Origin of the sequence: Vibrio sp. 10N.286.51.E5 (assembly GCF_041469125.1) — a bacterium.
Classification (GTDB): Bacteria; Pseudomonadota; Gammaproteobacteria; order Enterobacterales; family Vibrionaceae; genus Vibrio; species Vibrio crassostreae_C.
This window is the reverse complement of record NZ_JBFRJZ010000044.1, coordinates 123,489-149,165: the sequence shown is the minus strand read 5'-3', so window position 1 is coordinate 149,165 and position 25,677 is coordinate 123,489. Positions and strand designations below refer to the sequence as shown.

General features: G+C 46.3%; 16 protein-coding genes. 8 read left to right on the top strand and 8 right to left on the bottom strand.

Going from position 1 to position 25,677, the window contains the following annotated elements; translation table 11 throughout:
- Window positions 1-59: 59 nt before the first annotated feature.
- The 4 genes from AB4161_RS15955 to AB4161_RS15940 all read left to right on the top strand — a co-directional run bounded on the left by AB4161_RS15955 (window position 60) and on the right by AB4161_RS15940 (window position 6,513).
- Complete coding sequence (locus AB4161_RS15955; protein WP_050619981.1) at window positions 60-980, top strand: carbohydrate ABC transporter permease; 921 nt, start codon at window positions 60-62, stop codon at window positions 978-980.
- Entirely contained in the window at window positions 980-1,831 is an 852-nt protein-coding gene (locus AB4161_RS15950) for a carbohydrate ABC transporter permease (RefSeq protein ID WP_050644910.1), read from the top strand. Before AB4161_RS15955 ends, AB4161_RS15950 begins: the two co-directional genes overlap by 1 nt.
- Before the next feature lie 177 nt (window positions 1,832-2,008).
- Complete coding sequence (locus AB4161_RS15945) at window positions 2,009-3,235, top strand: ABC transporter substrate-binding protein (RefSeq protein WP_050619979.1); 1,227 nt, start codon at window positions 2,009-2,011, stop codon at window positions 3,233-3,235.
- A 161-nt stretch (window positions 3,236-3,396) separates the two neighbouring features.
- Complete coding sequence (locus AB4161_RS15940; RefSeq protein WP_372083603.1) at window positions 3,397-6,513, top strand: beta-galactosidase; 3,117 nt, start codon at window positions 3,397-3,399, stop codon at window positions 6,511-6,513.
- A 176-nt stretch (window positions 6,514-6,689) separates the two neighbouring features.
- Here the strand turns inward: AB4161_RS15940 and ygjK are convergent, their stop codons facing one another.
- The 7 genes from ygjK to ebgR all read right to left on the bottom strand — a co-directional run bounded on the left by ygjK (window position 6,690) and on the right by ebgR (window position 19,077).
- Window positions 6,690-9,101, bottom strand: coding sequence for an alpha-glucosidase (ygjK, locus tag AB4161_RS15935; RefSeq protein WP_372083602.1), 2,412 nt, complete (start codon window positions 9,099-9,101; stop codon window positions 6,690-6,692).
- Window positions 9,102-9,116: 15 nt separating this feature from the next.
- Window positions 9,117-10,181: a protein YgjJ gene (ygjJ, locus tag AB4161_RS15930; RefSeq protein WP_108179957.1), complete on the bottom strand. Its 1,065-nt coding sequence runs from the start codon at window positions 10,179-10,181 to the stop codon at window positions 9,117-9,119.
- 425 nt (window positions 10,182-10,606) lie between these two features.
- Window positions 10,607-12,040, bottom strand: coding sequence for an amino acid permease (locus AB4161_RS15925; RefSeq protein ID WP_102331954.1), 1,434 nt, complete (start codon window positions 12,038-12,040; stop codon window positions 10,607-10,609).
- Between the two features lie 575 nt (window positions 12,041-12,615).
- Window positions 12,616-14,040 (bottom strand): amino acid permease, encoded by a 1,425-nt coding sequence (locus tag AB4161_RS15920; protein ID WP_017063320.1) that lies wholly within the window; start codon window positions 14,038-14,040, stop codon window positions 12,616-12,618.
- Between the two features lie 141 nt (window positions 14,041-14,181).
- Window positions 14,182-14,634, bottom strand: coding sequence for a beta-galactosidase subunit beta (locus AB4161_RS15915; protein ID WP_372083601.1), 453 nt, complete (start codon window positions 14,632-14,634; stop codon window positions 14,182-14,184).
- Window positions 14,635-14,637: 3 nt separating this feature from the next.
- Window positions 14,638-17,769 (bottom strand): beta-galactosidase subunit alpha, encoded by a 3,132-nt coding sequence (ebgA, locus tag AB4161_RS15910; protein ID WP_372083600.1) that lies wholly within the window; start codon window positions 17,767-17,769, stop codon window positions 14,638-14,640.
- A 324-nt stretch (window positions 17,770-18,093) separates the two neighbouring features.
- Window positions 18,094-19,077 (bottom strand): transcriptional regulator EbgR, encoded by a 984-nt coding sequence (gene ebgR / locus AB4161_RS15905; protein WP_048615549.1) that lies wholly within the window; start codon window positions 19,075-19,077, stop codon window positions 18,094-18,096.
- Window positions 19,078-19,470: 393 nt separating this feature from the next.
- Between ebgR and galE the strand changes: the two genes are divergently transcribed.
- The 4 genes from galE (at window position 19,471) to galM (ending at window position 24,422) form a co-directional block, all read left to right on the top strand.
- Window positions 19,471-20,490 (top strand): UDP-glucose 4-epimerase GalE, encoded by a 1,020-nt coding sequence (gene galE / locus AB4161_RS15900; protein WP_372083599.1) that lies wholly within the window; start codon window positions 19,471-19,473, stop codon window positions 20,488-20,490.
- Between the two features lie 333 nt (window positions 20,491-20,823).
- Window positions 20,824-21,879, top strand: coding sequence for a UDP-glucose--hexose-1-phosphate uridylyltransferase (locus tag AB4161_RS15895; RefSeq protein ID WP_065584017.1), 1,056 nt, complete (start codon window positions 20,824-20,826; stop codon window positions 21,877-21,879).
- Between the two features lie 191 nt (window positions 21,880-22,070).
- On the top strand, window positions 22,071-23,231 hold the full coding sequence (gene galK / locus AB4161_RS15890) for a galactokinase (protein ID WP_017060799.1): 1,161 nt from the start codon (window positions 22,071-22,073) through the stop codon (window positions 23,229-23,231).
- A gap of 111 nt (window positions 23,232-23,342) precedes the next feature.
- Complete coding sequence (gene galM, locus AB4161_RS15885) at window positions 23,343-24,422, top strand: galactose-1-epimerase (RefSeq protein WP_372054924.1); 1,080 nt, start codon at window positions 23,343-23,345, stop codon at window positions 24,420-24,422.
- 219 nt (window positions 24,423-24,641) lie between these two features.
- Here the strand turns inward: galM and AB4161_RS15880 are convergent, their stop codons facing one another.
- Window positions 24,642-25,640, bottom strand: coding sequence for a substrate-binding domain-containing protein (locus tag AB4161_RS15880; protein ID WP_372054926.1), 999 nt, complete (start codon window positions 25,638-25,640; stop codon window positions 24,642-24,644).
- Window positions 25,641-25,677 lie beyond the last annotated feature (37 nt).

Here is a 25,677-nt window from a genome sequence, read left to right as displayed (position 1 = left end):
ATTCAGATGGAAGTTAACCAAGTAGTAAACCAAGCTTTTAATACAAGGAATTTTGGGAAATGGAGCAATCTGTGAAAACGATATACCCAGAAAATCGCACCCCATCAGCGAAGAAGAAAAGGCGCATCAGTTCCAAGGTCTCGCCTTGGCTGTTCTTGGCACCAGCCATCGCTATCTTCTCTCTCTATGTTATCTATCCCATCTTGGACAGTATTTGGCTGAGCTTCTTTGAGTGGGATGGATTAGGTGAAAAGGAGTGGGTGGGGCTTGAGAACTATCGTGAGCTTTTTGACTCAGATGCTTTTTATACTTCGTTAACGAATAACTTTCTTTGGTTGATCTTCTTTATGCTTGCGCCACCCTGTGGCTTGGCGATTGCCCTTTTCCTCAACCAACAAGTGAAAGGCATTCGTGTCGTAAAATCTCTGTTTTTCTTCCCATTCGTTATTTCTCAAGTGGTGGTAGGCCTCGTATTTGCTTGGTTCTATGACCCCTCTTTTGGCCTTTTCAATATTGCACTCGGGTCGCTTGGCTTCGAGCCAATTTCGATACTTGCTGATGAAGACTATGTGACCTATGGAATCATCGCTGCCGGCTTATGGCCTCAGATCTCTTATTGCATGATCTTATATTTAACGGGGCTGAATAACCTCGATCCTGAGCAGTTAGAAGCGGCTCGACTTGATGGTGCAAAGAAGTGGCGCATGTTGTGGTATGTGGTGCTTCCACAGTTAAGACCGGCGACTTTTATCGCCGTGGTTGTCACCGTGATTGGTGCTCTGCGTTCATTTGATTTAGTGGCGACCATGACGGCAGGCGGCCCTTGGGGCAGCTCGACAGTACTTGCGTACCAGATGTATGAAGAGTCTATTTTTAACTATCGAATGGGTTATGGTGCAGCGGTCTCTGTGGTGCTATTTCTGATTATGGATATCTATATCGCTTACTTCTTGTGGCGCATGTTAAGGAGTGAAAAATAATGTTTCCGCAACCAATTCAAAAAGCCGGTCGCTTTACTAATATCAGCTATCGAGTCGCGTTACCTATCTCGATCGTGATGTGGTTATTACCACTTATCGCCGTAATGATGACCTCGATTCGTTCGATGGAAGACATCAACAAAGGTAACTACTGGGGCTGGCCGAGTGAGATTCAGTTCATTGAAAACTACACTCAAGTATTTACCTCGACGTCGATGGGGCAGTACCTCATCAATAGTTTGATCATCACATTGCCAGCGGTTGCTGGTGCCGTGGCGTTATCTACGCTGGCTGGTTATGCCTTGGCTAAATACAACTTCAAAGCCAATGTGTGGATTTTTGCGATGTTTATCGCGGGTAACTTTGTTCCGTTCCAAATTTTGATGATTCCAGTCCGTGATTTAACGATTGGACTCGGTTTATACGACACTCACTGGGCATTGATTTTTTTCCATATCGCTTTCCAAGCCGGTTTTTGTACCTTGTTCATGCGTAACTTTATTGTCGGGATCCCTGATGCCCTGATCGAAGCAGCGCGTGTTGAAGGGGTGAGTGAATGGAAAATATTCTGGCATGTCGTACTCCCTCTGGTTCGCCCTGCTTTAGCGGCGTTAGCCGTATTGGTGTTTACCTTTATTTGGAACGATTTCTTCTGGGCTCTAGTTCTGGTTCAGAGTGATGACGTTCGTCCTGTAACTGCGGGTTTGAGCTCACTTCAAGGCCAATGGCTGGCGTCTTGGCAGTTTATGTCGGCGGGTGCAGTGGTCGCGGCTATCCCACCGGTAGTGCTGTTCTTTACCATGCAAAAGCACTTTATCGCAGGCCTGACATTGGGTGCGACTAAAGGGTAAATCACGAGATAAGAATCGATACACGAATCTAGCAATAGCGACGGCTTTAAATCGTTATTGCTATCGATATCCCAAATGGATGAATCATTAAAGAGAAACTAAAACACGAACAACCCTACGAGATAAAACAATAAGAATTGGACTTAGAGAGCTTAGCTCCATAACAAGGACCTCAATATGAAATACGTGAAACATATCGCTGCCAGTGCAGTGCTCGCTGCCTCCATGTCTGCAACATCGTTTGCAGGGACACTCGTTATCAACTCAGATGCTTCTGATCCTGCGCCAAAAGAGGCGTGGGGTGAGATCATTAACCGCTTTGAAAAAGAAAACCCAGATATTACGGTGAAGTACAACTTGTACGATCACGAGTCGTATAAAACAACGATTCGTAATTGGTTGGTCACTTCCCCGCCGGATGTGGTTTTTTGGTATGCGGGCAACCGAATGAAAGCCTTTGTTGACCGTGGCCTGTTTGAGGATGTCAGTGATATTTGGGCTGACAACAACATGAAGCAAGACTTTGCGGCTGCCGCGCCTGCGATGACAGTACAAGGCAAGCAGTTTGGTGTGCCGTACACGTATTATCAATGGGGTATCTACTACCGCAAAGACATCTTTGAGCAATATGGAATTGCGGAGCCGAAAACGTGGGAAGATTTGAAATCTGCGTCTGCAACACTTAAAGAAAATGGTGTAGCGCCGTTTGCGATTGGTACCAAGTACCTTTGGACTGCTGCTGGTTGGTTTGATTATATCAACATGCGTACTAACGGCTTGGATTTTCATATTCAGTTAATGGAAGGCAAAGTGCCTTACTCTGATGAGCGAGTGAAGAAAACCTTCGCTAATTGGGCGGAGTTAGTTGAACCTGGTTACTTCCTAGAAAACCACGCGTCTTATTCATGGCAAGAAGCTCAACCTTTCTTGTACAACGGTAAAGCGGCTATGTACCTGATGGGGAACTTCATCACGCCTAACTTCCCTGCTGAGTTAGATGGCAAGATGGATTTCTTCCAGTTCCCGGTGATCGACCCAAGTATTCCTATGTCTGAAGATGCGCCAATGGATACGCTGCACATACCTTCAAAAGCGAAAAACAAAGAAGATGCTCGTAAGTTCCTAGAGTTTGTTGCTCGCGCTGAAAACCAGCAGCTGATCAATGAGATGCTATTACAGATCCCAACCAACAACAAAGCTAAGGCGAAGTCTGACCCGTTCTTAGACAAAGGCGTCGCGATGTTGGCATCCAGTGATGGTACGGCTCAATTCTATGACCGAGACACCGACCCTGCGATGGCAAAAGAAGGCATGAAAGGCTTCCAAGAGTTTATGGTTCACCCTGAACGAATCGATAAAATATTGAAAAAACTCGATAAAGTGAGCAAGCGTACCTTTAAGTAACATTTCAATAGCCGCAGCTGTTCTGGCTGCGGCTTTTTTTCTTCTCTTAAGGGATTATTGCAAGAGCTGTTTAGTTGGCGTTCGTAATGTTTGAACGCAATGAGGCGCTGAGCATCACTTGCAATGGTTCACGTTAAACGGCTTTTGGTAAGGAACACGTCATGAGAACTTTCTCTCAAATCATCTCTGCCCGTGAGTGGGAAAATCAACATATCACCCATCATAATGTTGTTGAGGCTCATGCTCCTTTAAATAGTTACACCTCGTTGGTTGAGGCTATGACGAAGAACTCGTCGAGCACTATGTCTCTCAATGGGACTTGGAAGTTTCAGCTGTTCGATTCACCAGAGTTGGTTTGCGAAGAGGTAGTATCGGAACATTTTGATGATTCTTCATGGAAGTCGATTTCAGTGCCAAGCAACTGGCAGATGCAAGGCTTTGATAAACCGATCTATACCAATGTGAAATATCCTTTCGCTGATAACCCTCCCTTCGTCCCTAGCGATAATCCGACAGGGCTCTACCGAACGCGTTTTAACTGCACGGAACCGGAGTTATTAGATACCCATAGGCTGACCTTCGACGGCGTGAATTCTGCATTTCATTTGTGGTGCAACGGCAAGTGGGTTGGCTATTCGCAAGACAGTCGATTACCGGCTGAATTTGACGTGTCTGAATACTTGCAAGCGGGCGAGAACACGCTGGTAGTGATGGTGCTGCGTTGGTCTGATGGTTCTTATCTTGAAGACCAAGACATGTGGTGGCTCAGCGGCATATTCCGTGATGTGACTTTATTGAGAAAGCCCAAGGTCGCAATCGAGGATGTTGGTATTGATACTCAGCTAGATGCTTGCTATCGCGATGCGGTTTTAAATATTTCTACGCAAATAACCAAGCACAGCAATGATGTAGAAAGCTGCTATAAGCTGAAAGCTGAACTTTATGATGCTCAAGGACAGTTGGTTTTCGAACCTCAAATCGTGGGTTTTGGTGAGCGTTATGTCGATGAAAAAGGGCCGTGGTCTGAAGTCGCAGAACACCGCATTTCAGTGGTGAACCCGAACAAGTGGAGTGCCGAGTCACCCTACTTATATCGCTGTGTGGTGTCATTGCTCGATGAACATGACGAGCTAATCGATTGTGAGGCTTACGATGTCGGCTTTCGAAGTGTTGAAATTACCGATAGTTTGCTAAAAGTTAACGGAAAACCGTTGCTGATTCGTGGCGTCAATCGTCATGAACATCACCCTGAATTGGGGCACACCATGACTCGAGAGGGGATGATTCAAGACATCAAACTGCTCAAACAAAATAACTTCAATGCCGTTAGAACCGCTCATTATCCGAATCATCCATTGTGGTATGAACTATGTGATGAGTATGGTCTGTATCTGGTTGATGAAGCGAATGTGGAAACTCATGGTCAATTTCCGATGTGCCGTTTATCCGATGATGCGTCATGGTTGAATGCGTACATGAGGCGAATGACAAGGCTGGTGGAGCGCGATAAAAACCACGCCAGCGTGATCATTTGGTCGCTGGGTAATGAATCGGGTATTGGTCGCAATCACCATGCGATGTATCAATGGGTGAAACAAACTGATCCAACACGTCCCGTTCAGTATGAAGGTGGCGGGGCAGATACAGCAGCGACAGACATTTTATGTCCTATGTATGCGCGGGTTGATTGGGATTTACCTGTGGTTGAGAGTCAACCTGAGGTGACACCTCGCGTGGGTATTCGTAAAGCTATCGCTCTACCAAACGAGCATCGTCCTCTTATTCTCTGTGAGTACGCCCATGCAATGGGGAACAGTCTCGGTAGCTTTGATAAATACTGGCAGGCGTTTAGAGACAACCCAAGATTACAGGGCGGATTTATCTGGGATTGGGTCGATCAAGGGATCACCAAAACCGATTCGAGCGGCAAACAATATTGGGGCTATGGTGGTGATTTCGGCGACGAGATTAATGATCGCCAGTTCTGCATTAATGGTTTGGTATTCCCAGACAGGACGGTGCACCCAACGCTACATGAAGTGAAAAAAGCACAGCAGTTTTATCAATTCAAGCTGGTTTCTGCATCACCACTGGTGATTGAGATTGCTAGTGAGTATTTATTTGATTCAGAGTCTGTCGAAACGCTTAATTGGAATATAACTCAAGATGGAATTGTTCAATGTCATGGCAGTATTGAACTGTTTGTTGAAGCTCAATCCAGTGTGCAGATTGAGCTTGATGGTGTAACTATTCCGAAGACGGCCAACGTACTTAATTACCTTAATCTCGAAGTGGTATTAAACACCAATACTGCATGGGCGGATAAAGGTCATGTGACGGCGATTGAACAGCTTAGCTTACCGACTCAACCGCAATTGATGTTGGATGCTAACCTTTCACAATACCCACCGAAAGTGACTGAAACCGATATGCTGCTGACGGTGATTGGTGATGCTTATCAAGTAGAGTTCGACAGATTGTCTGGGACATTAGAAAGCTGGAAAATCAAAGGGGTGGAACAACTTGCTAGTGGCCTTCGAGATAACTTTTATCGTGCACCATTAGACAACGATATCGGTGTCAGTGAAGCAAACCGTGTAGACCCCAATTCATGGATCGCACGCTGGCAGGCGATGAGGTTAGATAGGCTCACTCCAGAGTGCATCGAATTTTCATCCATCACTCAGAAAAATAGGGTGTCGGTGACTGCAAGAATTGCCCACACGGTGGAAGATCAGGTTCGTTTGTTGTCGACTTGGCAATACCAATTATTTGCCGATGGTGAGGTCAAATTAGATGTGGATGTTCAAGCGGCGAAAGGTTTGCCGTCTCTGCCACGAGTCGGATTTGAGTTTGCTTTGAAGCATGTGCCTGATGGGGTGGAATGGTTTGGTCGTGGGCCACACGAAAACTACCCAGATCGAAAGATGTCCGCACATATGGGGCTATATCAGCAAAGTATTGAACAAATGCATACCCCGTATATTTTCCCTTCTGATTGCGGCTTACGTTGTGATGTTCGTGAGGCAAAAGTGGGTGCATTCGAATTGCAAGGAGACTTCCATTTCTCAGTCAGTCGTTTTGGGTTACAGCAGCTACAGAAGGCAAAACATACTTGTGACTTAACCGAACAAGAACAGCTGTTTGTTTATGTCGATGGCTTCCATATGGGGGTTGGCGGTGATGACTCGTGGACGCCAAGTGTCCATGATGAATTCAAATTATTGAAAGAGCATTACCATTATCAGGTGCGCTTCCATTGTGGTGATAAAGGCTAACGTGCAGCGAATTGAGTAAAAGGATCATAGTAGGCCAAATGATCTAAATGATTGTTTTTTTTCGCTTATTTGGCTTCAAGTATAAAAAAGGCACTCAGCGAGATACTGAGTGCCAAAGCTGGAAATTTATGAGGTTATCTTTTCATTGAATTCCAGAAGACAGGTATAGGTTTGATTTACTCTGCGTCAGTAAAGAAATCGTTGTACAGCATGTACAGGTGAGCCGCACTCCAAGAGAAGTTTGGTGCGCCTTGTTGTTCACCGTTCAATGGGTTGTAGTTCTCACGGATAGGACCGTCTTGCACCAAGCCATCGGCGTGGTCGAAGAATGCGCCTGCCATTTCAATCGCATCGTCACGGTAGCCGTAGCTGTCCATACCTTTTAGGCCGAAGTAGAACTGGTCTACCCATACACGTCCACGCCAGTAAATATCTGGGCCAAATGCTGGGCTAGAAAGCGCTGCTGTGCCCAGTGGAACGTAGGTGTTGAACTCTGAGGTATCTTTCATCACAGAGACCACGGCATCAGCGTGAGCTTGTGTTGCTGCACCGTTGAACAGTGGTGACCAACCCTCAGGGCCTTTACCACGCTCTACAATCGGTTTGCCTGCACAGCCGTTGGCTAGTGGTTTGTCTTCGATACGAATGTCGTAGAAGAAGTTAGTGCCTTCGTCGAACATACAGGTGTTGATGTAGTTCGATAGGTGTTCAGCCTTTTCACGGAACTCTTTCGCTTCTGCGTCTTTACCAAGAATGTCAGTCATTTCTGCTAAGTACTTGTTATCGCTGTACATATAGCTTGCTTGGTCGACAGATTCTTGCAGTAGTGAGTAGCCCAGTAGCGTGCCATCTTCAGCGCGGTTTTGAGCGAACTCAACATCCCAATCGCTGCGCTTGCCGCCATTCGCTACATACGCGTCTAGCTGGTCTTTATCGATGAAACCAAATGCGGCTGCATCATCACGACCCGACTCCCAAGACGCGGCAGTTTGTGCTGGGCTTTCGATGTAATCGTAGTTACCTTCAGCAATCACTTTATCCAGTGCAGCTTGGCCTATAACTGTCTCGTGCTTATCGCCACGAACCACGGTGAAGTACATTTCACCTTCAGGCGTGTTGTGTGCTTTATCGCGTGCTGCGCCGTATTCAGGTACGCCGTTGCCGTTGTTGTCACGGTTGCGCAGCCACCAATCGTGGTATGCCACTAGCTTTGGATACATCTCTTCGAGCCAAGCTTCATCGCTGGTGGTCTTATAGACTTCCATTACTGCCCATGCTGCTAGGCTTGGTTTGGTATTACGCTCATTCCAGTTACCGCCATCGCCGCCACGTTCTGGACTTAGGTTGTAAGCGAGTAGATCGGGCACGTAGCCTTCATCCCAAGGACGAACGGCATCGTCAGCCTGAATTTGGTAAGCGAACATCGCGCGGATGTTATCTTTCGCTACATCTGGGTTGAAGTGAGCCATTGCGTAGGCTTGCTTCCATGTGTCCCAAGGCCAAGTTTGGTTGCCCGAGAACCAACGCGCCGTCACGGATGGTGTCACAGAGTCAAACTCCATCGCACCTGCAGCGCCACGCCAGTTACCGTTTAGGGTTTCCATCGCTTTAACCGCAACACGCTCTTGCTCTGGTGTCGCGTTCGGGTTGGTTAAACCCATCTCAAGATAGCCTTCCCAACGTTCTGCTGATGCGGCTAAGAAGTCGGTAGGGTTTGCCATGATCTTTTTGATTTCAGGCTGTTCCGCTTGCGCTTCTTCTGCCGTTAGAACATGCGAGTATGTGGTGTAGATAGTCGTCGATGCTTCAATGTTTGCCGTTGAAGTAAACGCTAAACCATCAACCGTGGTTTTCGTTGGAATCGACTTGTGAACTTGGTATTCAGACTCACCAGAAGTCAGTAGATCCCATGTCGAACGAACCTTACCGAAGGTCACCTTTAGGCCATCGTCGGTTGCGACGATTTGACGGTCATACTCAGGGTAAGTTTCAGCGATTGTTTTGTCGGTTTGTGCCACGCCTTCTTTGGCGTGCGTCTTTTCTAGCAGTTCACCATCCCACACTAATTCAACCGGTGAGTCGGTAGTGATTTTTGTTTCTAGCAGAGAGGTACGGTTTGAAGCAAAACGCATCGTCATTTCTACGGTCACATCGTCAGATTTTAGCGTCTGAACCAATGCGCCCGGTAGGCTATAAGCTTCCATAGTGAAAGCCACTTTTTTGCCGTCTTTGAACACGCTTAGGCGGTCGAAGTTATCAGCTATGAAGTTGATATATTCTTCGGTAAGCAGTGCTGTACCTGGGAATCCGCCCATGCCTTCTGAACTGTCTGGCAGCAGATGACCGTGCCATGCACCTAGGTCGAAGAATGGGTTAAAGCGTTGGTGGTCATCGAAGTCGTAGTCACGCATGTATTCAGGTGAGCCAGTACGGTCGATAACGTTCTTAAATTCGTTGGCTTGCAGTTGCTCTGTGTCAGAGCCTGAGCCTGAGCCTGAGCCTGAGCCAGAGATTGAGTTTGAAGCACAACCAGTAACGACAAGGGCTGCACCGATAGCGAGAGCTGCGAATGATTTATTCAGTTTCATGATCAATTCCTGTTATTACCAGTAGAAGTATTGCATTGCGAACACCTGAGCGTCGCCGATTTCAGTGTCGCTGCCTACGCCAAAGCGGCTATCGAAAGCAGTCGCAAACGCGCCGTTGCCGTATTCATACCAAACGCCAGCATTGATGTAAGAGGTGATTTCTTTGTCGCCATTGTCACCGTCAAAGTTTGCGTAGTTGTAGGCTGCAGATAGGTAAACGCCTTGTGCCGCTTCGTACCATGCACTGGTTTGAATACCAGACTCGCTACCGAAAGACTCTTGGTTGCCTTTATCTGTATCGTGCCAAACACGAGTGGCGAAGTTTTTGTACTCAGCACCCAATAGCAATAGTTCACCACCATCGTTGTTACGAACTTCACCACCACCCATTAGGGTTAAGTCGTCGGTCAGATCGTATTGAAGGTAACCATTGACCATGGCGTTCTTATCTTTCCATTGGTCTGCGAAGCTGTCGTATTTACCGAAGTGAACAAGAGCATCGTCTTCCGAGAAGTCAGACTCTGGCGCGAAAGAAACGCTGTAGCGAAGCTTGCCTTCTAGGTTTTGAATCTTCACACCAAGGTGCACGTCTCGCGTGTTTGAGATCGCGTAGCCGTATTCAACCGTAGGGTCACCCCACCATTGAACGTCATCTAATGAAGAGTCCATACGACCAATCATGAATTCTGTTTTGTTATCTGTGCGGTAGCCAGCGTAAAAGCGGTTGAAACCACCTTCAAAGCCGCCCCAGCCGTGGCCCGTTGCCCAAGCATTGCCTTCGTCGTCGGCTTGTACTGTCCAGCCTTCCATATAAGCAAGACCAAACCAATTACCGTGCTCGATAGCCAAGCCAGCTTCAATGTAAGTACCGTCTGCGTAGCGGCCTTTATCATCACCTTCGAGTGCCACGTGACCACCAAGGCCAAGCTCACCATAAAAGTTAAATAGGGTTTCAGTTTCTGTCTGAGGGGGCAGAGTATCACTGTGGTTTGCTGCGGACTCTTCCGCGTGGGCAGTGGTACTTAAGGCAGCAAGAATACAGCTTGTAATAAGAGTGTTTTTAGTAAAACTATTTTTCATTTTAATCACTTCTGTGTCGGGGTTATAAATGAAGGTTCGCAAGCAGTTCTGACTTCTAATATGGGGTGCTCTTCAAGGCGTATTGGTCAGGTTACTTACGATCGCAAAACCAATATTAATGATAATTTTGATGTTTAAAATTAATTAAGTTTAAAAGTGTGATCTATTTTTAGTAAATATTTACTTTTTTTATTTTGACTTTCAGTTGAATTTGCAGAGGTATGGCTAGGGTTGTAAGTATTCGGGAGGTGAATTGTTTGATGGGTGGTTAGATTGTTGGTTCGAATGTTTTGATTCTTGAATGGCTTTGATTTAATCGAGATGGTTAGTGGAAATGTACCGACAAATAAAAAGGCACTCACCAAATGTGAGTGCCTGAAGTTTAAGTCAGAGTGCCCGAAGTTTAAATCAGAGTGCAGGGTAAACTAAGCGTTCGCCGGTTCAGGTTTTGCTTCTAGTTTTTTCTCTTCTGGAGATAAGCTTTTTTCATATTTTCCGTACTTCCACCACGCGTAGCCAAGGAAGATAACAATCCCGCCCACGTTGTAGAAGATGATGGTCATGATGTCAGCACCTGTTGGGAAGGTTGACGCAAAGAAGCCAACAGTGAAAATGCCGATCAGAATCGAGACCACGGTAATGCCTGTCATACGTGAGCCCATTCTGAAATCACGAGGTAAGTGATCCAACTTCAAACGTAAATTAAGGTACGCGATCATGATGAATAGCGGTGGCAACATCGATGCTGCTGCAGTCATGTTGATGATGGTGCTCATCAAGTCTTGCACTGTGTCAGACGCCAACGTTGGGATGAACATCAGTGGAATCACGATGAAGAACTGAACCCATGCCGCACGCTCTGGAACGCCTTGCTTGTTAAGCGCGACGGTTTTCTCACCGAAGATACCTTTAGGGATTTCAGAGAAGAAAATCTTAACCGGTGTTGCTGTCCACATTAGTAGCGAGCCCAGCATCGCCGTGAATGAAACCACACCAACGAAACGGTTCATCAAGATTTCAGACAGGCCAAAGTGTCTTGCTAGCCCTTCAAATACCTGAACTGAGCCGCCTGTGAATTTAAGCTCTTCACGCGAAACAAACACGTTCGCTAACACAGACCCTACCGAGTAAAGCGCGCCGATGAAGATACCCGCGATGATGATGACTTTAACGAAAGACTTGTGACCGCCTTTGATGTCATTAACGTAAACCGCGACCGATTCTGCACCGCCTGCCGCCATGAAGATCCAAGTGATTACGCCAAGGAATGCCCAGTTGAAGCTTGGTGTCATGGCTTCAATGGTGATTGGGTCAGCTGGCTCGATACCGCCTACCAAAGCACCGCCAGATAACAAGATGTAAGACATCGTTAACAGCAGCATCAGTGAGGATGTTAGTGAAGTGATAGGGCCCAGTAATTTCGCGCCGTTGTTCGAGATATGAGTCGCGACCGCAAACAAAATGGTACTCAGAATCGCGGTGGTCATTGGCGTGAATATGTACTCAAAACCTAAGAACGCATACGACGCGTAAGCGATGATTCTAGGGAGCAGAGAGGTGAAGAAGAACAGGTTAACAAACCAGTAGGTGTAAGCTGAAATAAACGCCCAGCGGCCGCCTAGAGAGCTTTTAACCCAAGAGTAAACACCCGCTTCAGAGTCTTTATTCAGTGACACAAACTCTGCAACGATCAAACAAAATGGCACAAAGTAAAAGATGGTTGCTAGAAAGAACATCGGAGCCGAGGAAAGGCCGATCTCGATGTTGTTATTAATGATGTTATTGAAGCTGTATACCGCCGCGAAGGTCATAGACAGTAGGGCAAATTTGCCTATCGTACTGCGTTTATTTTCGGACATGATGTTCTCCGGTGAATCACGTTGATGATCGTTATAACTTGGTCCTAGAGAGGGAAGCTCTAGGCCGCACTTTTATTGTTATGTTGGTTTGGCAAACACCCGCTTTGTTTTGTCAGGGTTGGCTCATTGTTGTTTTTATAGATTTACGATCGGACTTCTTTGGGATTTTTTTTCTTTGGTATTTCAGTAAACTTATTACCAAAACAAAGAGTTAAAGATTAAGAAGTTCATTGAAGAGATTGCTTGTTTCATGAGCGACGATTTATAAGGCGTGTAGGGGCTTTTTTGTCGCTTTCTTTATATGAATCAGTTTGTCTCTTCAGCAAGAAGATTAAAGATTAAGCGGCGGGAAGTTAATCGAAATTGATCAAATATGTGACCTTGAGTAAATAAATTTAGTTAATGTTTTACCTTGGTTTTTATTTGAGTTTTATTACCTATTAATTGGTGTTTTTCGTGAACTGAAACCTTGACGGAACGCCGTTTTTATTTTTGGGGTTTTTATTTTAATCATCTGATTTAAAACAAAAAAAGCGCCAATTAAGGCGCTTTTAACTAGATGTATAGATTCTGGATTACGACTGCTTAGCCGTTTCTAGCTTTGCTTCTTTACCTGCTTGCTTCTTTTCAAAGCGAGAGATCCACCACCATGCGATACCAGAGAATACCGCTGTCATGAAGACGTTGATGAAGAAGGCTTGAACAAGGTCAACACCTGTCGGGAATGCCGATGCTGTCATGCTCACAATGAAGATACCAATCAGTACCGATACTACTGCCATACCTTGAACTCGAGTACCCATGCGGAAATCACGCGGTGTGTCGTCGTGTTTCAAGCGGAATACAAAGTAGGCCACCATGATGAAGATTGGCGGTAGCATTGCGGTACCTGCTGTTAGATTGATTGCTGTATTCATCATGTCTTGTACAGATTCAGAGCCGAAGCCGTTCACCACAAGCATCACGAATACAAACGCGAACTGCCACCAAGCTGCACGTACTGGCACGCCGTGTTCGTTAAGCTCTGTTGTCTTCTCGCCGTAAACACCTTTAGGGATTTCAGAGAAGTGAATTTTTACTGGAGCTGCTGTCCACATCATCATCGAACCGAACATAGCAACGAATAGGATAATACCGACGAAGCGACCCGTTAGAGATTGTGAAATGTCGAAGTAGTTCGCCATACCTGTGAAGATTTCAACCATGCCGCCAGCGTAGGTCAGTTCATCACGAGCAACGAATACGTTTACTAGAAGAGAGCCCACTGCGTACATTGCGCCGATTGCGATACCTGCACCAATGATAACCTTGATGAAAGACTTGTGACCGCCCTTAACATCGTTTAGGTAAGCGGCTGCGGTTTCTGCACCACCGGCTGCTTGGAAGATCCAACACATGATACCTAGCGTTGCCCAGTTGATGGTCGGTGTCATTGCTTCAAGCGTGATTGGTTCTACTGGCTCATGGTTGCCGCCCAGTGCCATTAGTGCGCCGATAACGTAGATTGCAAACAGGGCGAATACGCCGTAGGCCACGATCTCGGCAATCTTACCTAGCCAGCTCGCGCCTTTGGTTGAGATGTGTGTCGCTGCTGCAAACAGAGCAATCGAGATAGCCGATGTGACGACTGGCGAGAAGGCGTATTCATAGCCCAACATCGCGTAAGACGCATAAGCGATTACGTTTGGTAGCAGAGATACAAACCAGAAAAGGTTTACGAACCAGTATAGGAACGAACCTAGGTAGGCTGCTTTTGAGCCTAGCGGTTTTTTAAGCCAGTCGTACATGCCTGACTCAGAATTTTTATTTGCAGATACGAATTCAGCAATGATGAACACGAATGGAATGAAGTAAATAAGGGTAGCGAGCAAAAAGATAGGGGCTGAACTCAATCCCAATTCGATGTTGTTGTTTACGATGTTGCGAACGTTAAATACCGCTGCAAATGTCATGGAGAGTAGGGCAAATTTGCCTAACTTACCGCGTACAGATTCAGACATAGTGTCCTCCAGGGAATCACATAATTATAGTCGTTATTTCCCTATGCTTCTTTGTAGGGAAGAAGCACAGAGGTTTTGTTCAGTCTATTTGAGCCTTGAACGGCAAGGCTCAAACGCGCTGTGAGTTAATAGGGTTATTGCTTACTTATTAAGGAAGTAACCGTCTTCAATGGTCACTTTCAGCACCACCTTGCGAACTCGGTTATCACCGTGGAAGCGGTAAGCTTTGCTGTTATCAAAGATCGCCACTTGGCTTTCAGATAACTCACGAGTTTCACCGTTACCCAGTAGGTGTTCACGGTCGGTTTCATCGCTGTAAGCTTGGGTCTGTTCAAGTTGAGACTTATCAGCAAACTCAACCGTTTCACGACCTTCCAAGTAGTAGTGCACATCAAAGTAACGACGGTTGCCGGTGAAGTTTTCTGTGTTACGAGCCACACCGTCTTCAATCATGTAAGCCAGTGAGTCACCAATCGAATACATCACGCCATCTTTGATGTTGCCGATGTTTTCAATCGCTTCTACACAGCGTTGCCATTTACGACCGTCGCGGTAAACGACTTTAAATTGCTCTAGGTTGTCTAAAACGATCATCGCTTATGCCTCGTTCTGTTGTGGTTGAGTTGTTGGCGTATTCGCCGTGAAGAACTCATCACCAAAGTTGTGATTGATTAGGTGTTGTGCGTCGCAATCGCCTGCTTGGAATGGAATCAGAGTTAAGCCGTAGCGGAACTCATCCATGTACACGCGGTAAGAATCCAACACTTCGCTGCCCCAAGAGTTTGAGCCTAGGCCCATCACTTGGTGGTCTAGGTTTAGGGTGATGTAGCCACTCTTCTCTAGTTCAATCGTGTGCTGTGCTTGATGTAGGTTTTGGTTGGTGTAGAACCATGCGCTGAAGTTGATTTCTTGCTGTGGTTTTACTGCAATACCATTACCCGCACGGCTTGAAAGCGCAGCCCAACGAACGTGTTGGCGGTTGCCGTTGTTTTGTGGGAACGGGTAGTTCTCGAACATGTCAGCCACGGTTGATTGGTAAACATCAATCATGTTGGCTTGCTTGCTGTCTTGGTAGTTCTCTTCAGGACCGCGGCCGTAGTATTGAACTTGGTCGAAGTCGCCGTTGATACCCATATCGAAACCAATCACTGGAATCACGTGAGGGTAATCACCGTAACGCTCGCCGCTCAGTTCAACGTTTAGCTGACCTTCAGCACTGATCTGGTAGCGATATTCACAGCGCATGCCGAAATCGAATACCGGTGGAGCAATGATGCTGGTGGTCGTGATCTCTACCTTGCCGTTTACCTGTTCAACGTTCACGCATTCAAGGTCAATGCTACGGAAATGTTCCTGCATGATCTGCAGGTGTGCAGGTTCCCAGTAACCATCGTGCTCTTGCTTATGGTTATCGATCATTGGCTTGAAGAAGTTCAGCTTAGGCTCAGACTTAATCAGCTCCTCGCCATTCACTAACCATGACGTCAGCTTGCCGTTCACTTTTGAGAAATTCAGAGCAAAGTTGTGGCCTTTGATTAGGTAAGCTAAGCGAGACTCTTCAACATTCAGTGCCGTCGCATTGTTGTTAGTGAAGGCTTCAAGTTGTGCTGTGTTCTCTTTCACTTGGAACTGGTAAACCGCGATGTCGTGGTTCGCCTCGCTGTATGAAGTACGAGAATCTTTGCGCACCGTAAAGTTGACAAACACTTCGCGCTTATCAAGCTGTGGCAAGTTAAGTGTCAGTTCGCGGCTAGAGTTCTCAGCCAGTTCTTCAACCTTGATGTGTTGTACGGCAATGGTTTCACCCTCAGCGCGGATTTCCGCAGTGATGGTGTAGTCATCGATGTTTGAGAACCAAAGCTTGTTGTCTACTGTGAAGGTGCCCGTTTGTGCATCGAAATCGCGAAGCTTCACAGGGGCAATCACTTGCTTGTACTCTTTCAAGCCTGGGCCTGGTGTTTGGTCTGGGTAGATCAAACCGTCCATGCAGAAGTTGTAGTTGTTCGGGTAGTCACCGTAGTCACCGCCGTATTTGTAGAACTCTGTGCCTGCTTCATCACGCGCTAGAATGCCGTGGTCACACCATTCCCAAACATAGTGACCTTGAATCGCATCGTGCTTGTAGAACACGTTTTGGTATTCGGTTAAGCCACCTGGGCCATTACCCATTGCGTGTGCGTATTCACAGATAATGCGTGGTTTTTCGTGTGGGAATTCACCGAAGGCATTCATCAGTTGAGCACGTGAGTACATGGTTGAAATGATGTCGACCACTTCAGCATCGCGGTCTTCTTCATAGTGAACCAAGCGGGTGTCATCAATCGCTTTTGCCGCATCGTACATAGAGCGGATATTGCAGCCGTAGCCTGATTCGTTACCTAAAGACCACATGATGATAGAAGGGTGGTTCTTTTGAGCGTGGATATGACGTTCGATACGTTCAACAAACACCGCTTCCCATGCTGCATCGTTAGTGATGCGGCTTAGGTCGCCAACGTTAGCAAAGCCGTGAGTTTCGACATCGGTTTCACCCATCACGAACAGGCCGTAGATGTCACACAGTTCGTAGAAACGTGGGTCATTCGGGTAGTGCGCAGTACGTACTGAGTTGATGTTGTGTTGCTTCATCAACACCAAGTCTTTCTCAACGCGATCCATGCCCACAGCACGACCTTTCAGGTGGTCGTTGTCGTGACGGTTTACACCATGCAGCATCACGTATTTGTTGTTGATGTAGAACAGACCATCGCGAACTTTAATGTCTCGGAAACCAACGCGCTGTGGAATCACTTCTAGCACTTCGCCGTCTGTGTCTTTTAGCGTCAGCAACAGTTGGTAAAGGTATGGGTTTTCAGCATTCCATTGAACAGGGTTCACGACATCGATAGAGAATTGAGTGTTCGCATTGCCGCCAGTCTGTTGGTTAGGAACAGTTAAGTTATCTAATGAGCCTTGGGAGATAACTTGGCTGCCATCAAGCAATGCGTACTCAAGAGTTGCGTTAGTCGCTGCTGCTAGGTTTTCTAGAGCAACGTTGCACGAAAGGGTCGCGCTTTGGTAAGCGTCGTCGAAGTCAGTGCGAACGGTAACGTCTTGAACGTGCAGTTGTTCTTTACCTACTAGGTAAACGTCACGGAAGATACCGCCCGTCCACCACATGTCTTGGTCTTCAATGTAGGTAGAGTCGGCCCACTGCATCACTCGAATAGAAAGTAGGTTGTTGCCTGCTTTTACCTGGCTAGAGATATCGAACTCAGCGGTTAGGCGGCTGCCTTTGCTGAAGCCCACGTACTCGCCGTTTACGTAAACTTCGAAGTAAGTTTCAACGCCATCAAATTTGATGATGGTTTGTTTCTCGTCCCAGCTTTCGCCAAGGAAGAAAGAGCGTTGGTATGCGCCGGTTGGGTTGTCTGATGGTACGAAAGGCACATCAATTGGGAATGGGAAACCTTCATCTGTGTATTGAAGATCGCCGTGGCCTTCCATTTGCCACATGTTTGGAACCGTGATGTTTCCCCAGTCGCTCATTTCCTGAGAATAGAACTCTTCAGGGACCAATAGCGGATTGGTGAAATAGCTGAAATTCCATTGGCCACTCAATAGTTGGAAGTGGCTGCTCAGTTCACGCTGAAACGTTTTTGCGTTTTTTTCTGATGCGTACGAGAAGAAGTATGCACGCGGTGCCATACGGTTCTCATGTAAGTTCAGGAAGTTTTCCCAGTTGTTCACGTTGCCTCTCTCTCGGTCTGAATGCAGTTTGCTGACCGACGTTCTTATGCGTAATTGGGTCGTAGTGAATACGAGTATTTTTGGATTGAGGTAATTATTAGTAAAAGTTTTACTAAATGAAAATGGTGAAAACGTTTTACTTTAACTTCATCACGTTTTTTATGGTCTTTTTACGGTGCTGTGTGATCCACTTAAAAGAATGCTATTGGTTGATTTATGTAGCAGGTCAAGGAGGGGGATATGTGTCGATTGATGTATGTGACGGGCACAAAAAAGGCCACCTTCAACAAAGGCAGCCTTTACTTATCTACTTGATATGTTTAATTATTTTGTTGTATCGCGCAGCTTGAGTTTGCTTGGTACATAGACGCGTAGTGGGATGGTTCGGCCGTCGCGTACTTTCTCGATCAGCAGGTTAACGCCTTGAATTCCCATTAGTTCAGAGTGAATACGAACAGTTGATAAAGATGGGAAGGTAAATTTAGCTGTTGGGATGTCGTTTACACTGATCAGCGCAATATCTTCAGGAATGTTTAATCCGTGCTCATGAACTGCTCGTAAAACGCCAATTGCGATGGAATCTGACGCAATAAACATGGCTTTAGGGTAGTTGCCCGTCGCGAGCATCTGTTTTGCAAGCTTGTAACCTGAAGAGCTAGAGAAGTCACCACGGTAGATGTCTTGCTCACTGACAACATTTTTGAGGCCACCATATTCAGCAAAAGCGACTTCACGAATATCAGGGGTGTTGACGTCGTCTTGGCCACCAATAAAGCCGATGCGCTCATAGCCTTGGTTGATAAAGAAATTGGTGATCTCTTTGCTGATCAAAGCCAGGTCGATATCGACAGAGTCATAAGGTTCTGAGTGATCGGTAAAATCGACATAACAGATATTATCGCTCAGCTTTTTAGCTTGCTCGATAACCTCTGGTGTCATTCTTCCCACCAACAAAACACCTGTTATCGGCGCTGAGTTGATCTGTATTTTACTTTCATAACAGTTGGTTAGCTTAACTTCCATCTTTTCGCATTGGGTTTCAATCCCGTGGCGAATCGATAGGTAGTAAGGGTCGTTAACCTCAGCTTCTTGCTTGTAGTTATACAGTGCTAGGAAGTGATGGTTTTGTTTTTTACTGCTAACGGTTTTTCGTGAGCTGCTGGTTTTGTATTCCAACTTCTCTGCAATTTCAAAGATACGCCTCTTGGTCTCTTCCTTGACGCTTAATGTTGGATCTTCATTGAGAACCCTTGAAACTGTAGCCAATGATACATTCGCTTCAGTCGCGATATCTTTTAACGTTGCCATACTCACTTCCTGTTATTGGAACATTGCGCTGCTTTGAAATTGGTATTTAGTAAAAAAGCAATGCACCTCTTTATTCTACAGACCTATTGTAATCAAACTGGACGTCATTGCATTAACTTTTAGTAAAATAAATGCTCAACTCATCTGTGATGTCTCAAATCTAACTATCTATAATTATCTTATTAAAATTCAATGAATTAGAGGTTGGCAGCTATACATTTCCTCTATGTCATGAACAGTACCAATGATGAAAGTTAGTGTAAACGTTTACACTTCGTGGTTTTGATCACAGAATTATAGTCAAAATGGCTGCTACTATTTCTGACATACGGTGCTACTGAGCTGAATGTCAGTTCGAGTTAGCCCACGAATGACGACAAAGAGAGGTTGATTGTGAAAGTACTGGTTACGGGCGGCATGGGTTACATCGGAAGTCATACATGCATTCAAATGATACAGGCAGGTATGGAGCCGATCATTGTTGATAACCTTTGCAACAGCAAAGAGCTAGTGCTGGAACGAATCGAGTCGTTAACTGGCAAGCGCCCAACGTTTTATCTTGGCGACATTCGTGATCAATCTTTTCTAGATAGCGTGTTTTCAGAAAACGATATCCAAGCCGTGATTCACTTTGCTGGCCTGAAAGCGGTAGGGGAGTCGGTGGCTAAGCCTTTGGAATATTACGATAACAACGTCAATGGTTCACTGGTGTTAGCTCGAAGCATGAAGAAAGCGGGCGTGAAAAGCATCGTATTTAGTTCTTCGGCTACCGTTTACGGTGACCCGGACGTAGTGCCGATTACTGAAACTTCACCAACTGGCGCGACAACTAACCCTTATGGTCTCAGCAAATATATGGTGGAAGAGTGCTTGAGCGATCTGTTCAACGCGGAGAACGACTGGAGCGTCACTTTACTGCGTTACTTCAATCCAGTTGGCGCACATCCATCGGGCACTATGGGTGAAGACCCACAAGGTATCCCAAATAATTTAATGCCGTTTATTGCTCAAGTAGCCGTCGGTCGCCGTGAAAAACTGGCTGTTTTTGGAAACGATTACCCAACAGTCGATGGCACAGGCGTTCGTGACTATATTCATGTAATGGATTTAGCGGACGGTCACGTCGCAGCACTAAAAGTGGTTGGCGAGAAAGCGGGCTTACACATTTACAACCTAGGTACGGGCAAAGGCTCAAGTGTACTCGAGATGGTTGAAGCCTTCGCACAAGCATCGGGCAAACCGGTTCCTTATGAACTTTGCCCACGCCGCGCAGGTGACATTGCCGAATGTTGGGCAAGTACTGAAAAAGCAGAGCGCGAGCTTGGCTGGAAGGCGACGCGTAGCGTGATGGAGATGACTGCGGATACATGGAAGTGGCAGTCGAACAATCCTAACGGTTATTCCCCTTCGTAATTGAAGCCGCAGCGTTGTTAGCTGCGCTCACCAATTCCAATCACATAGAAGATCTATGCTCATGGATATTGGAAAGCTTGCTGCCTAGCTGCAACTCCAATTTCATTGGGGAATGCAGAGATAAGAAAAGAGAGATTCCAGATATCTCGTACCTCGATTCTGGAATGACGGATGAGCATAAGGCTATGAAGTGGTGGCCTTTGCACAAATAGCACAACGAGATTACACGTCATTCCCTACAGCGAGGCACGAGCGTGATAGGGAATCTCCTTGTAGAAGAATTATTCATCTTGGTGAATTGACCAAGACACAAAATTTGAGAGCAATCTAAACATGTCAAAAGTTGAATTTAACCCAGTAGACCATCCGCACCGTCGTTATAACCCATTAACGGGTCAGTGGATCTTAGTATCACCGCACCGAGCAAAGCGTCCTTGGAGTGGCCAAGATGAAAAACCATCGACCGCGCAGCTTCCTGCGTACGAGAAAGAGTGTTTCTTGTGCCCAACCAATACGCGTATCTCGGGCGACGAAAACCCAGATTACGACGGCACTTACGTATTCAGTAATGATTTCGCGGCCTTGATGCCCGATTCGCCTGACGCTCCAGAGTCTGAAAACCCTCTATTCAAGACTCAAGGTGTTCGCGGGTTGAGCCGCGTGATCTGTTTTTCTCCGGACCACAGCAAAACGCTGCCAGAGTTACCAGTAAACAAGATTCGCGGTGTTATCGACACATGGAATGAACAGATTGAAGAGCTAGGTAAAGACTACCTATGGGTTCAAGCGTTTGAAAACAAAGGCGAGACCATGGGCTGTTCTCAGCCACACCCACACGGTCAGATCTGGGCAAACAGCTTTTTGCCCAACGAGATTGAACGCAAAGAGAAACTGTTAAAAGAGTACTTTGAACAACAAGGTTCGAATCTTTTAGTGGATTACGTTGAATCTGAAATGAAAGACGGCTCTCGCACTGTGGTTGAAACTGAACATTGGATCGCTGTGGTGCCTTATTGGGCTGCGTGGCCATTTGAAACCATGTTGCTACCAAAAACACACATCCGCCGTATGAGCGAACTGACTGACGAACAACGTGATGATCTAGCGCTTGCGATTAAGAAGCTGACTAGTCGTTACGACAACTTGTTCCAGTGCTCATTCCCTTACTCAATGGGCTGGCACTATGCGCCGTTCTTCGAAGAAGGTACGGACATCGATCACTGGCAACTGCATGCATTGTTCTACCCGCCGCTACTACGCAGCGCATCGGTTCGTAAGTTCATGGTGGGCTACGAAATGTTGGCTGAGTCTCAGCGTGATTTAACTGCAGAACAAGCGGCGCAGCGTCTTCGTGATTTGAGTGACGTTCACTATAAAGATCAGGAATAGCCTGTTTCGTAGATAACGAGTGAGATTCCTGATATCTCGTCCCTCGATTCTGGAATGACGGCAGGTGAAAGGCTGATGTTGTCATTCCCTACCGTGAGAGACGAATGAGATAGGGAATCTAAAAGAATTAAAGTGGTGCCGTGAAGGGGCCATAACCAATTGAACAAAGAGTTTAACCAGAGAGTTTACTTATGTCTGACCTAATCCAAAACGTGAAAGCATCTTTTGAGCAAGTCCTTGGTTACCAAGCGACTCATATTATCCAAGCACCAGGTCGTGTGAACCTGATCGGCGAGCACACCGACTACAACGATGGTTTTGTTCTACCGTGTGCCATTAACTACCAAACGGTAGTCGCCGCGGCTAAGCGTGACGACAACATTGTTCGCGTAGTATCAGTGGACTACGGTAATGCAGTCGATGAGTTCGATTTAACTCAAGAGATCACATTCCAACAAGACAAGATGTGGGCTAACTACATTCGTGGTGTGGTGAAGTGCTTAAAAGGTCGCGGCTTTGAATTTACAGGTGCAGACATCTCTGTAACGGGCAACGTGCCTCAAGGTGCAGGTTTAAGTTCTTCTGCGGCGCTGGAAGTGGTGATTGGTCAAACATTCAAGGTGCTTTATAACCTAGAGATCAGCCAAGCTGAAGTGGCGCTAAATGGTCAGCAGGCCGAAAACGAATTTGTGGGCTGTAACTGCGGCATCATGGACCAAATGATCTCTGCAGAAGGTCGCGCAAACCACGCGATGCTTTTGGATTGTCGTAGCCTAGAGACTCAAGCGGTTTCAATGCCAGAAGATATGGCTGTGGTTATCATTAACTCAAACAAGAAACGCGGCTTAGTCGACAGCGAATACAACACACGTCGTGAACAGTGTGAAGAAGCGGCGCGCATCTTTGGTGTTCCGGCACTTCGTGATGTGACCATTGAGCAATTCAAAGCGAAAGAGTCTGAATTGGATGAAATGGTCGCGAAACGTGCTCGTCACGTGATTACTGAAAATGACCGTACTGTTGAAGCGGCTCAAGCTCTACGCACTCATGATATGAAGCGTATGGGCGAGTTGATGGCTGAATCGCATGCATCAATGCGTGATGATTTTGAAATCACGGTGAAAGAGATTGATGCGCTGGTTGATATGGTCAAAGAAGTGATCGGTGAACAAGGTGGCGTGCGTATGACTGGCGGTGGTTTCGGTGGTTGTATTGTGGCATTGGTTCCACCTGCATTGGTTGATGAAATCAAAACAACCGTTGAGCAGAAATATCAAGCGGCGACGGGTCTAAAAGAATCTATTTATGTGTGCCAAGCGAAAGACGGAGCAGGCTTAGTTGAAGTAATCTAACGGCTTCGAGATTTAATATAGAGCTTACCAAGTAAAAAGATCATGGTAGGCCAAATGCTAAAGCCTTTACTTCAGGTAGAGGCTTTTTACTGGCACTAGAAGGAATTTAGAATGACACAAGAGCAAAACCTGCATCAATCCATGACGCAGACTCCTGCCTATGATGGCCAACCCGCTCAGTTAGTGACGCTATCAAATACGCATGGCATGCAAGTGACATTCATGGATATTGGTGCAACATGGTTGAGCTGTATCCTGCCAGTAAAAGGAAACAAAAGAGAAGTTTTGTTGGGTGTTAACTCAATGGAGAACTTCGATAAACAAGCCAGCTATATGGGCACAACTGTTGGCCGTTATGCTAACCGCATTGCTAATGGTCGTTTCAAAATTGATGGTCAGAATTACAAGCTGGAAACCAACCAAGCGGGCAATACCTTACATGGTGGCCCGAACGGGTTTGATAAACGCCGTTGGAATATTGCCGAGCAAACCGAAACGTCAGTGGTGTTTACTCTTGAGTCTCCTGATGGCGACCAAGGATTTCCGGGGAATTTGAATGTGTCGGTGCGTTATGACATCACCGAAGACAATCGAGTTTCCATTAATTACTCTGCAACCACAGACAAGCCGACTGTAGTCAACCTAACGAATCATGCGTACTTCAATCTACTTGGCGCTGAAGCTGGACACGATTGTTTGTCACACATTGTCAGTATCAATGCTAATCAGTTCTTACCGACCAATTCGGTGGGTATTCCGTTAGGTAACCTTAAATCAGTGAAATCGACCAGCTTTGACTTCAATCAGCCTATGATGATCTCAGAGCGTTTGTTGGGCGATGAACAGCAGAAAGCAGCAAAGGGTTACGACCACTCTTTCTTATTGGCTGATGGCTGCAAACGCACTCAATGCGCCGCGACCGTAACCTCACCGGATGCGCTCGTCACACTAAAAGTATTTTCAACCAAACCTGCGATGCAGCTATACACCGGAAACTGGCTTGGTGGCACACCAAACCGAAGTGGTGGCAGCTATGAAGACTACGCTGGTTTGGCGCTAGAAACCCAGTTCTTACCTGACTCTCCTAACCACCCAGAGTGGAAGCAGGACAGTTGTATTCTCAAGCCTGAACAAGAATATAACTACAGTACCTGTTACCAGTTTGAATTTTCGGGGGATTCTTCAAACTAGTACGCTCTAGCTCAAAGCGGTTACGTCAATATCTTTTGTTTGTGAATAGGACGATGTGAATTATCGCGTTGTTCTTGGGGGATGAGCAAAAGTGGCGCTCAACAAGAGTGCGGTTTATTAAGCGCGATTGTTGAGTATCTGAGTAAGGTAGGAAAGCCCTAACAGAAGCGATTCTGTTAGGGCTTTTTTTTGTTTATTGCTTGATGAGTCGACCAGAACCTAGACTTTCTCTACCGAATTACGGCGTACCAGAGTTGGAGAGAACATCATTGGTTCAGTTGAGGTGTTTTCACCTTTGGCTAAGTGCAACGCGAGTCGTGTCGCTTTCTCTGCCATCATCTGAATCGGGTAGCGAATAGTGGTGAGCTTTGGATGAACATAGCGGGCAATCAAACCATCATCGAAACCGATGATCGACATTTTGTCTGGCGCTTGAATACCGTTTTCATCAAGGACAGACAAAGCACCAGCTGCCATGTAATCGTTGTACGCCACAATGCCAGTGATTGGCAGTGACTTAGTCAGAAGGTTAGTCATGGCGTATTCGCCACCGTCACTGGTCGGCGCTGAGTATTCAATATAGCTGTCAGAGAGCGCTATTTTGTAATCTGAGAGTGCCGCTAAGTAACCTTGGATACGCTCATCGGCATCTTCAATGCTATGCGATGAGGCGATACAGGCAATGTTCTTATGGCCATGGCGGATCAGATATTCCGTCGCAAGATACGCACCTTTTTTGTTGTCTAAGAAAATACAGTGGTTGGCAATCTCAGCAATATAACGGTTGATCAGTACTAAGCCTTTGACCTCTTTTGCATAGGCAATCAGTTCTTCGTCGGTGAGGCCTTTAGAGTGGATCACCAGGGCGTCACAACGGCTGTTAATCAGCAATTCAATCGCTTGTCTCTCTTCTTCACGATCGTGCGAGCCATTACCGACAAGGATATGTTTTCCGTTCTCACGAGCGACATTGTCGACAGCCTTAACCAGCGTGCCAAAAAAGGGATCGGAGATGTCACCGACCAATACACCAACAGTGTTCGTGCTTTGGCTTACCAGCGCTCGAGCATTGGCATTCGGGCGATAGCCGAGTTTAGACATCGCTTTAGTTACAGACTCTACCGAGCTTGTACTCGCCTTGGGAGACTTGTTGATCACTCGAGATACGGTTGCAACAGAAACACCAGCTTCCTTTGCTACATCTTTAATTGTTGCCATTTTTAACCTCTATACATTGCTGCATCTATTTAACACC

Excerpts from the sequence above, each read along its gene's own strand:
- galM (WP_372054924.1), top strand. The coding sequence starts at position 23,343 with ATGACACAAGAGCAAAACCTGCATCAATCCATGACGCAGACTCCTGCC.
- AB4161_RS15940 (WP_372083603.1), top strand. The coding sequence starts at position 3,397 with ATGAGAACTTTCTCTCAAATCATCTCTGCCCGTGAGTGGGAAAATCAA.
- AB4161_RS15945 (WP_050619979.1), top strand. The coding sequence starts at position 2,009 with ATGAAATACGTGAAACATATCGCTGCCAGTGCAGTGCTCGCTGCCTCC.
- ygjK (WP_372083602.1), bottom strand. The coding sequence starts at position 9,101 with ATGAAACTGAATAAATCATTCGCAGCTCTCGCTATCGGTGCAGCCCTT.
- AB4161_RS15950 (WP_050644910.1), top strand. The coding sequence starts at position 980 with ATGTTTCCGCAACCAATTCAAAAAGCCGGTCGCTTTACTAATATCAGC.
- ebgR (WP_048615549.1), bottom strand. The coding sequence starts at position 19,077 with ATGGCAACGTTAAAAGATATCGCGACTGAAGCGAATGTATCATTGGCT.
- ygjJ (WP_108179957.1), bottom strand. The coding sequence starts at position 10,181 with ATGAAAAATAGTTTTACTAAAAACACTCTTATTACAAGCTGTATTCTT.
- AB4161_RS15925 (WP_102331954.1), bottom strand. The coding sequence starts at position 12,040 with ATGTCCGAAAATAAACGCAGTACGATAGGCAAATTTGCCCTACTGTCT.
- galK (WP_017060799.1), top strand. The coding sequence starts at position 22,071 with ATGTCTGACCTAATCCAAAACGTGAAAGCATCTTTTGAGCAAGTCCTT.
- AB4161_RS15895 (WP_065584017.1), top strand. The coding sequence starts at position 20,824 with ATGTCAAAAGTTGAATTTAACCCAGTAGACCATCCGCACCGTCGTTAT.
- AB4161_RS15915 (WP_372083601.1), bottom strand. The coding sequence starts at position 14,634 with ATGATCGTTTTAGACAACCTAGAGCAATTTAAAGTCGTTTACCGCGAC.
- AB4161_RS15955 (WP_050619981.1), top strand. The coding sequence starts at position 60 with ATGGAGCAATCTGTGAAAACGATATACCCAGAAAATCGCACCCCATCA.
- AB4161_RS15880 (WP_372054926.1), bottom strand. The coding sequence starts at position 25,640 with ATGGCAACAATTAAAGATGTAGCAAAGGAAGCTGGTGTTTCTGTTGCA.
- AB4161_RS15920 (WP_017063320.1), bottom strand. The coding sequence starts at position 14,040 with ATGTCTGAATCTGTACGCGGTAAGTTAGGCAAATTTGCCCTACTCTCC.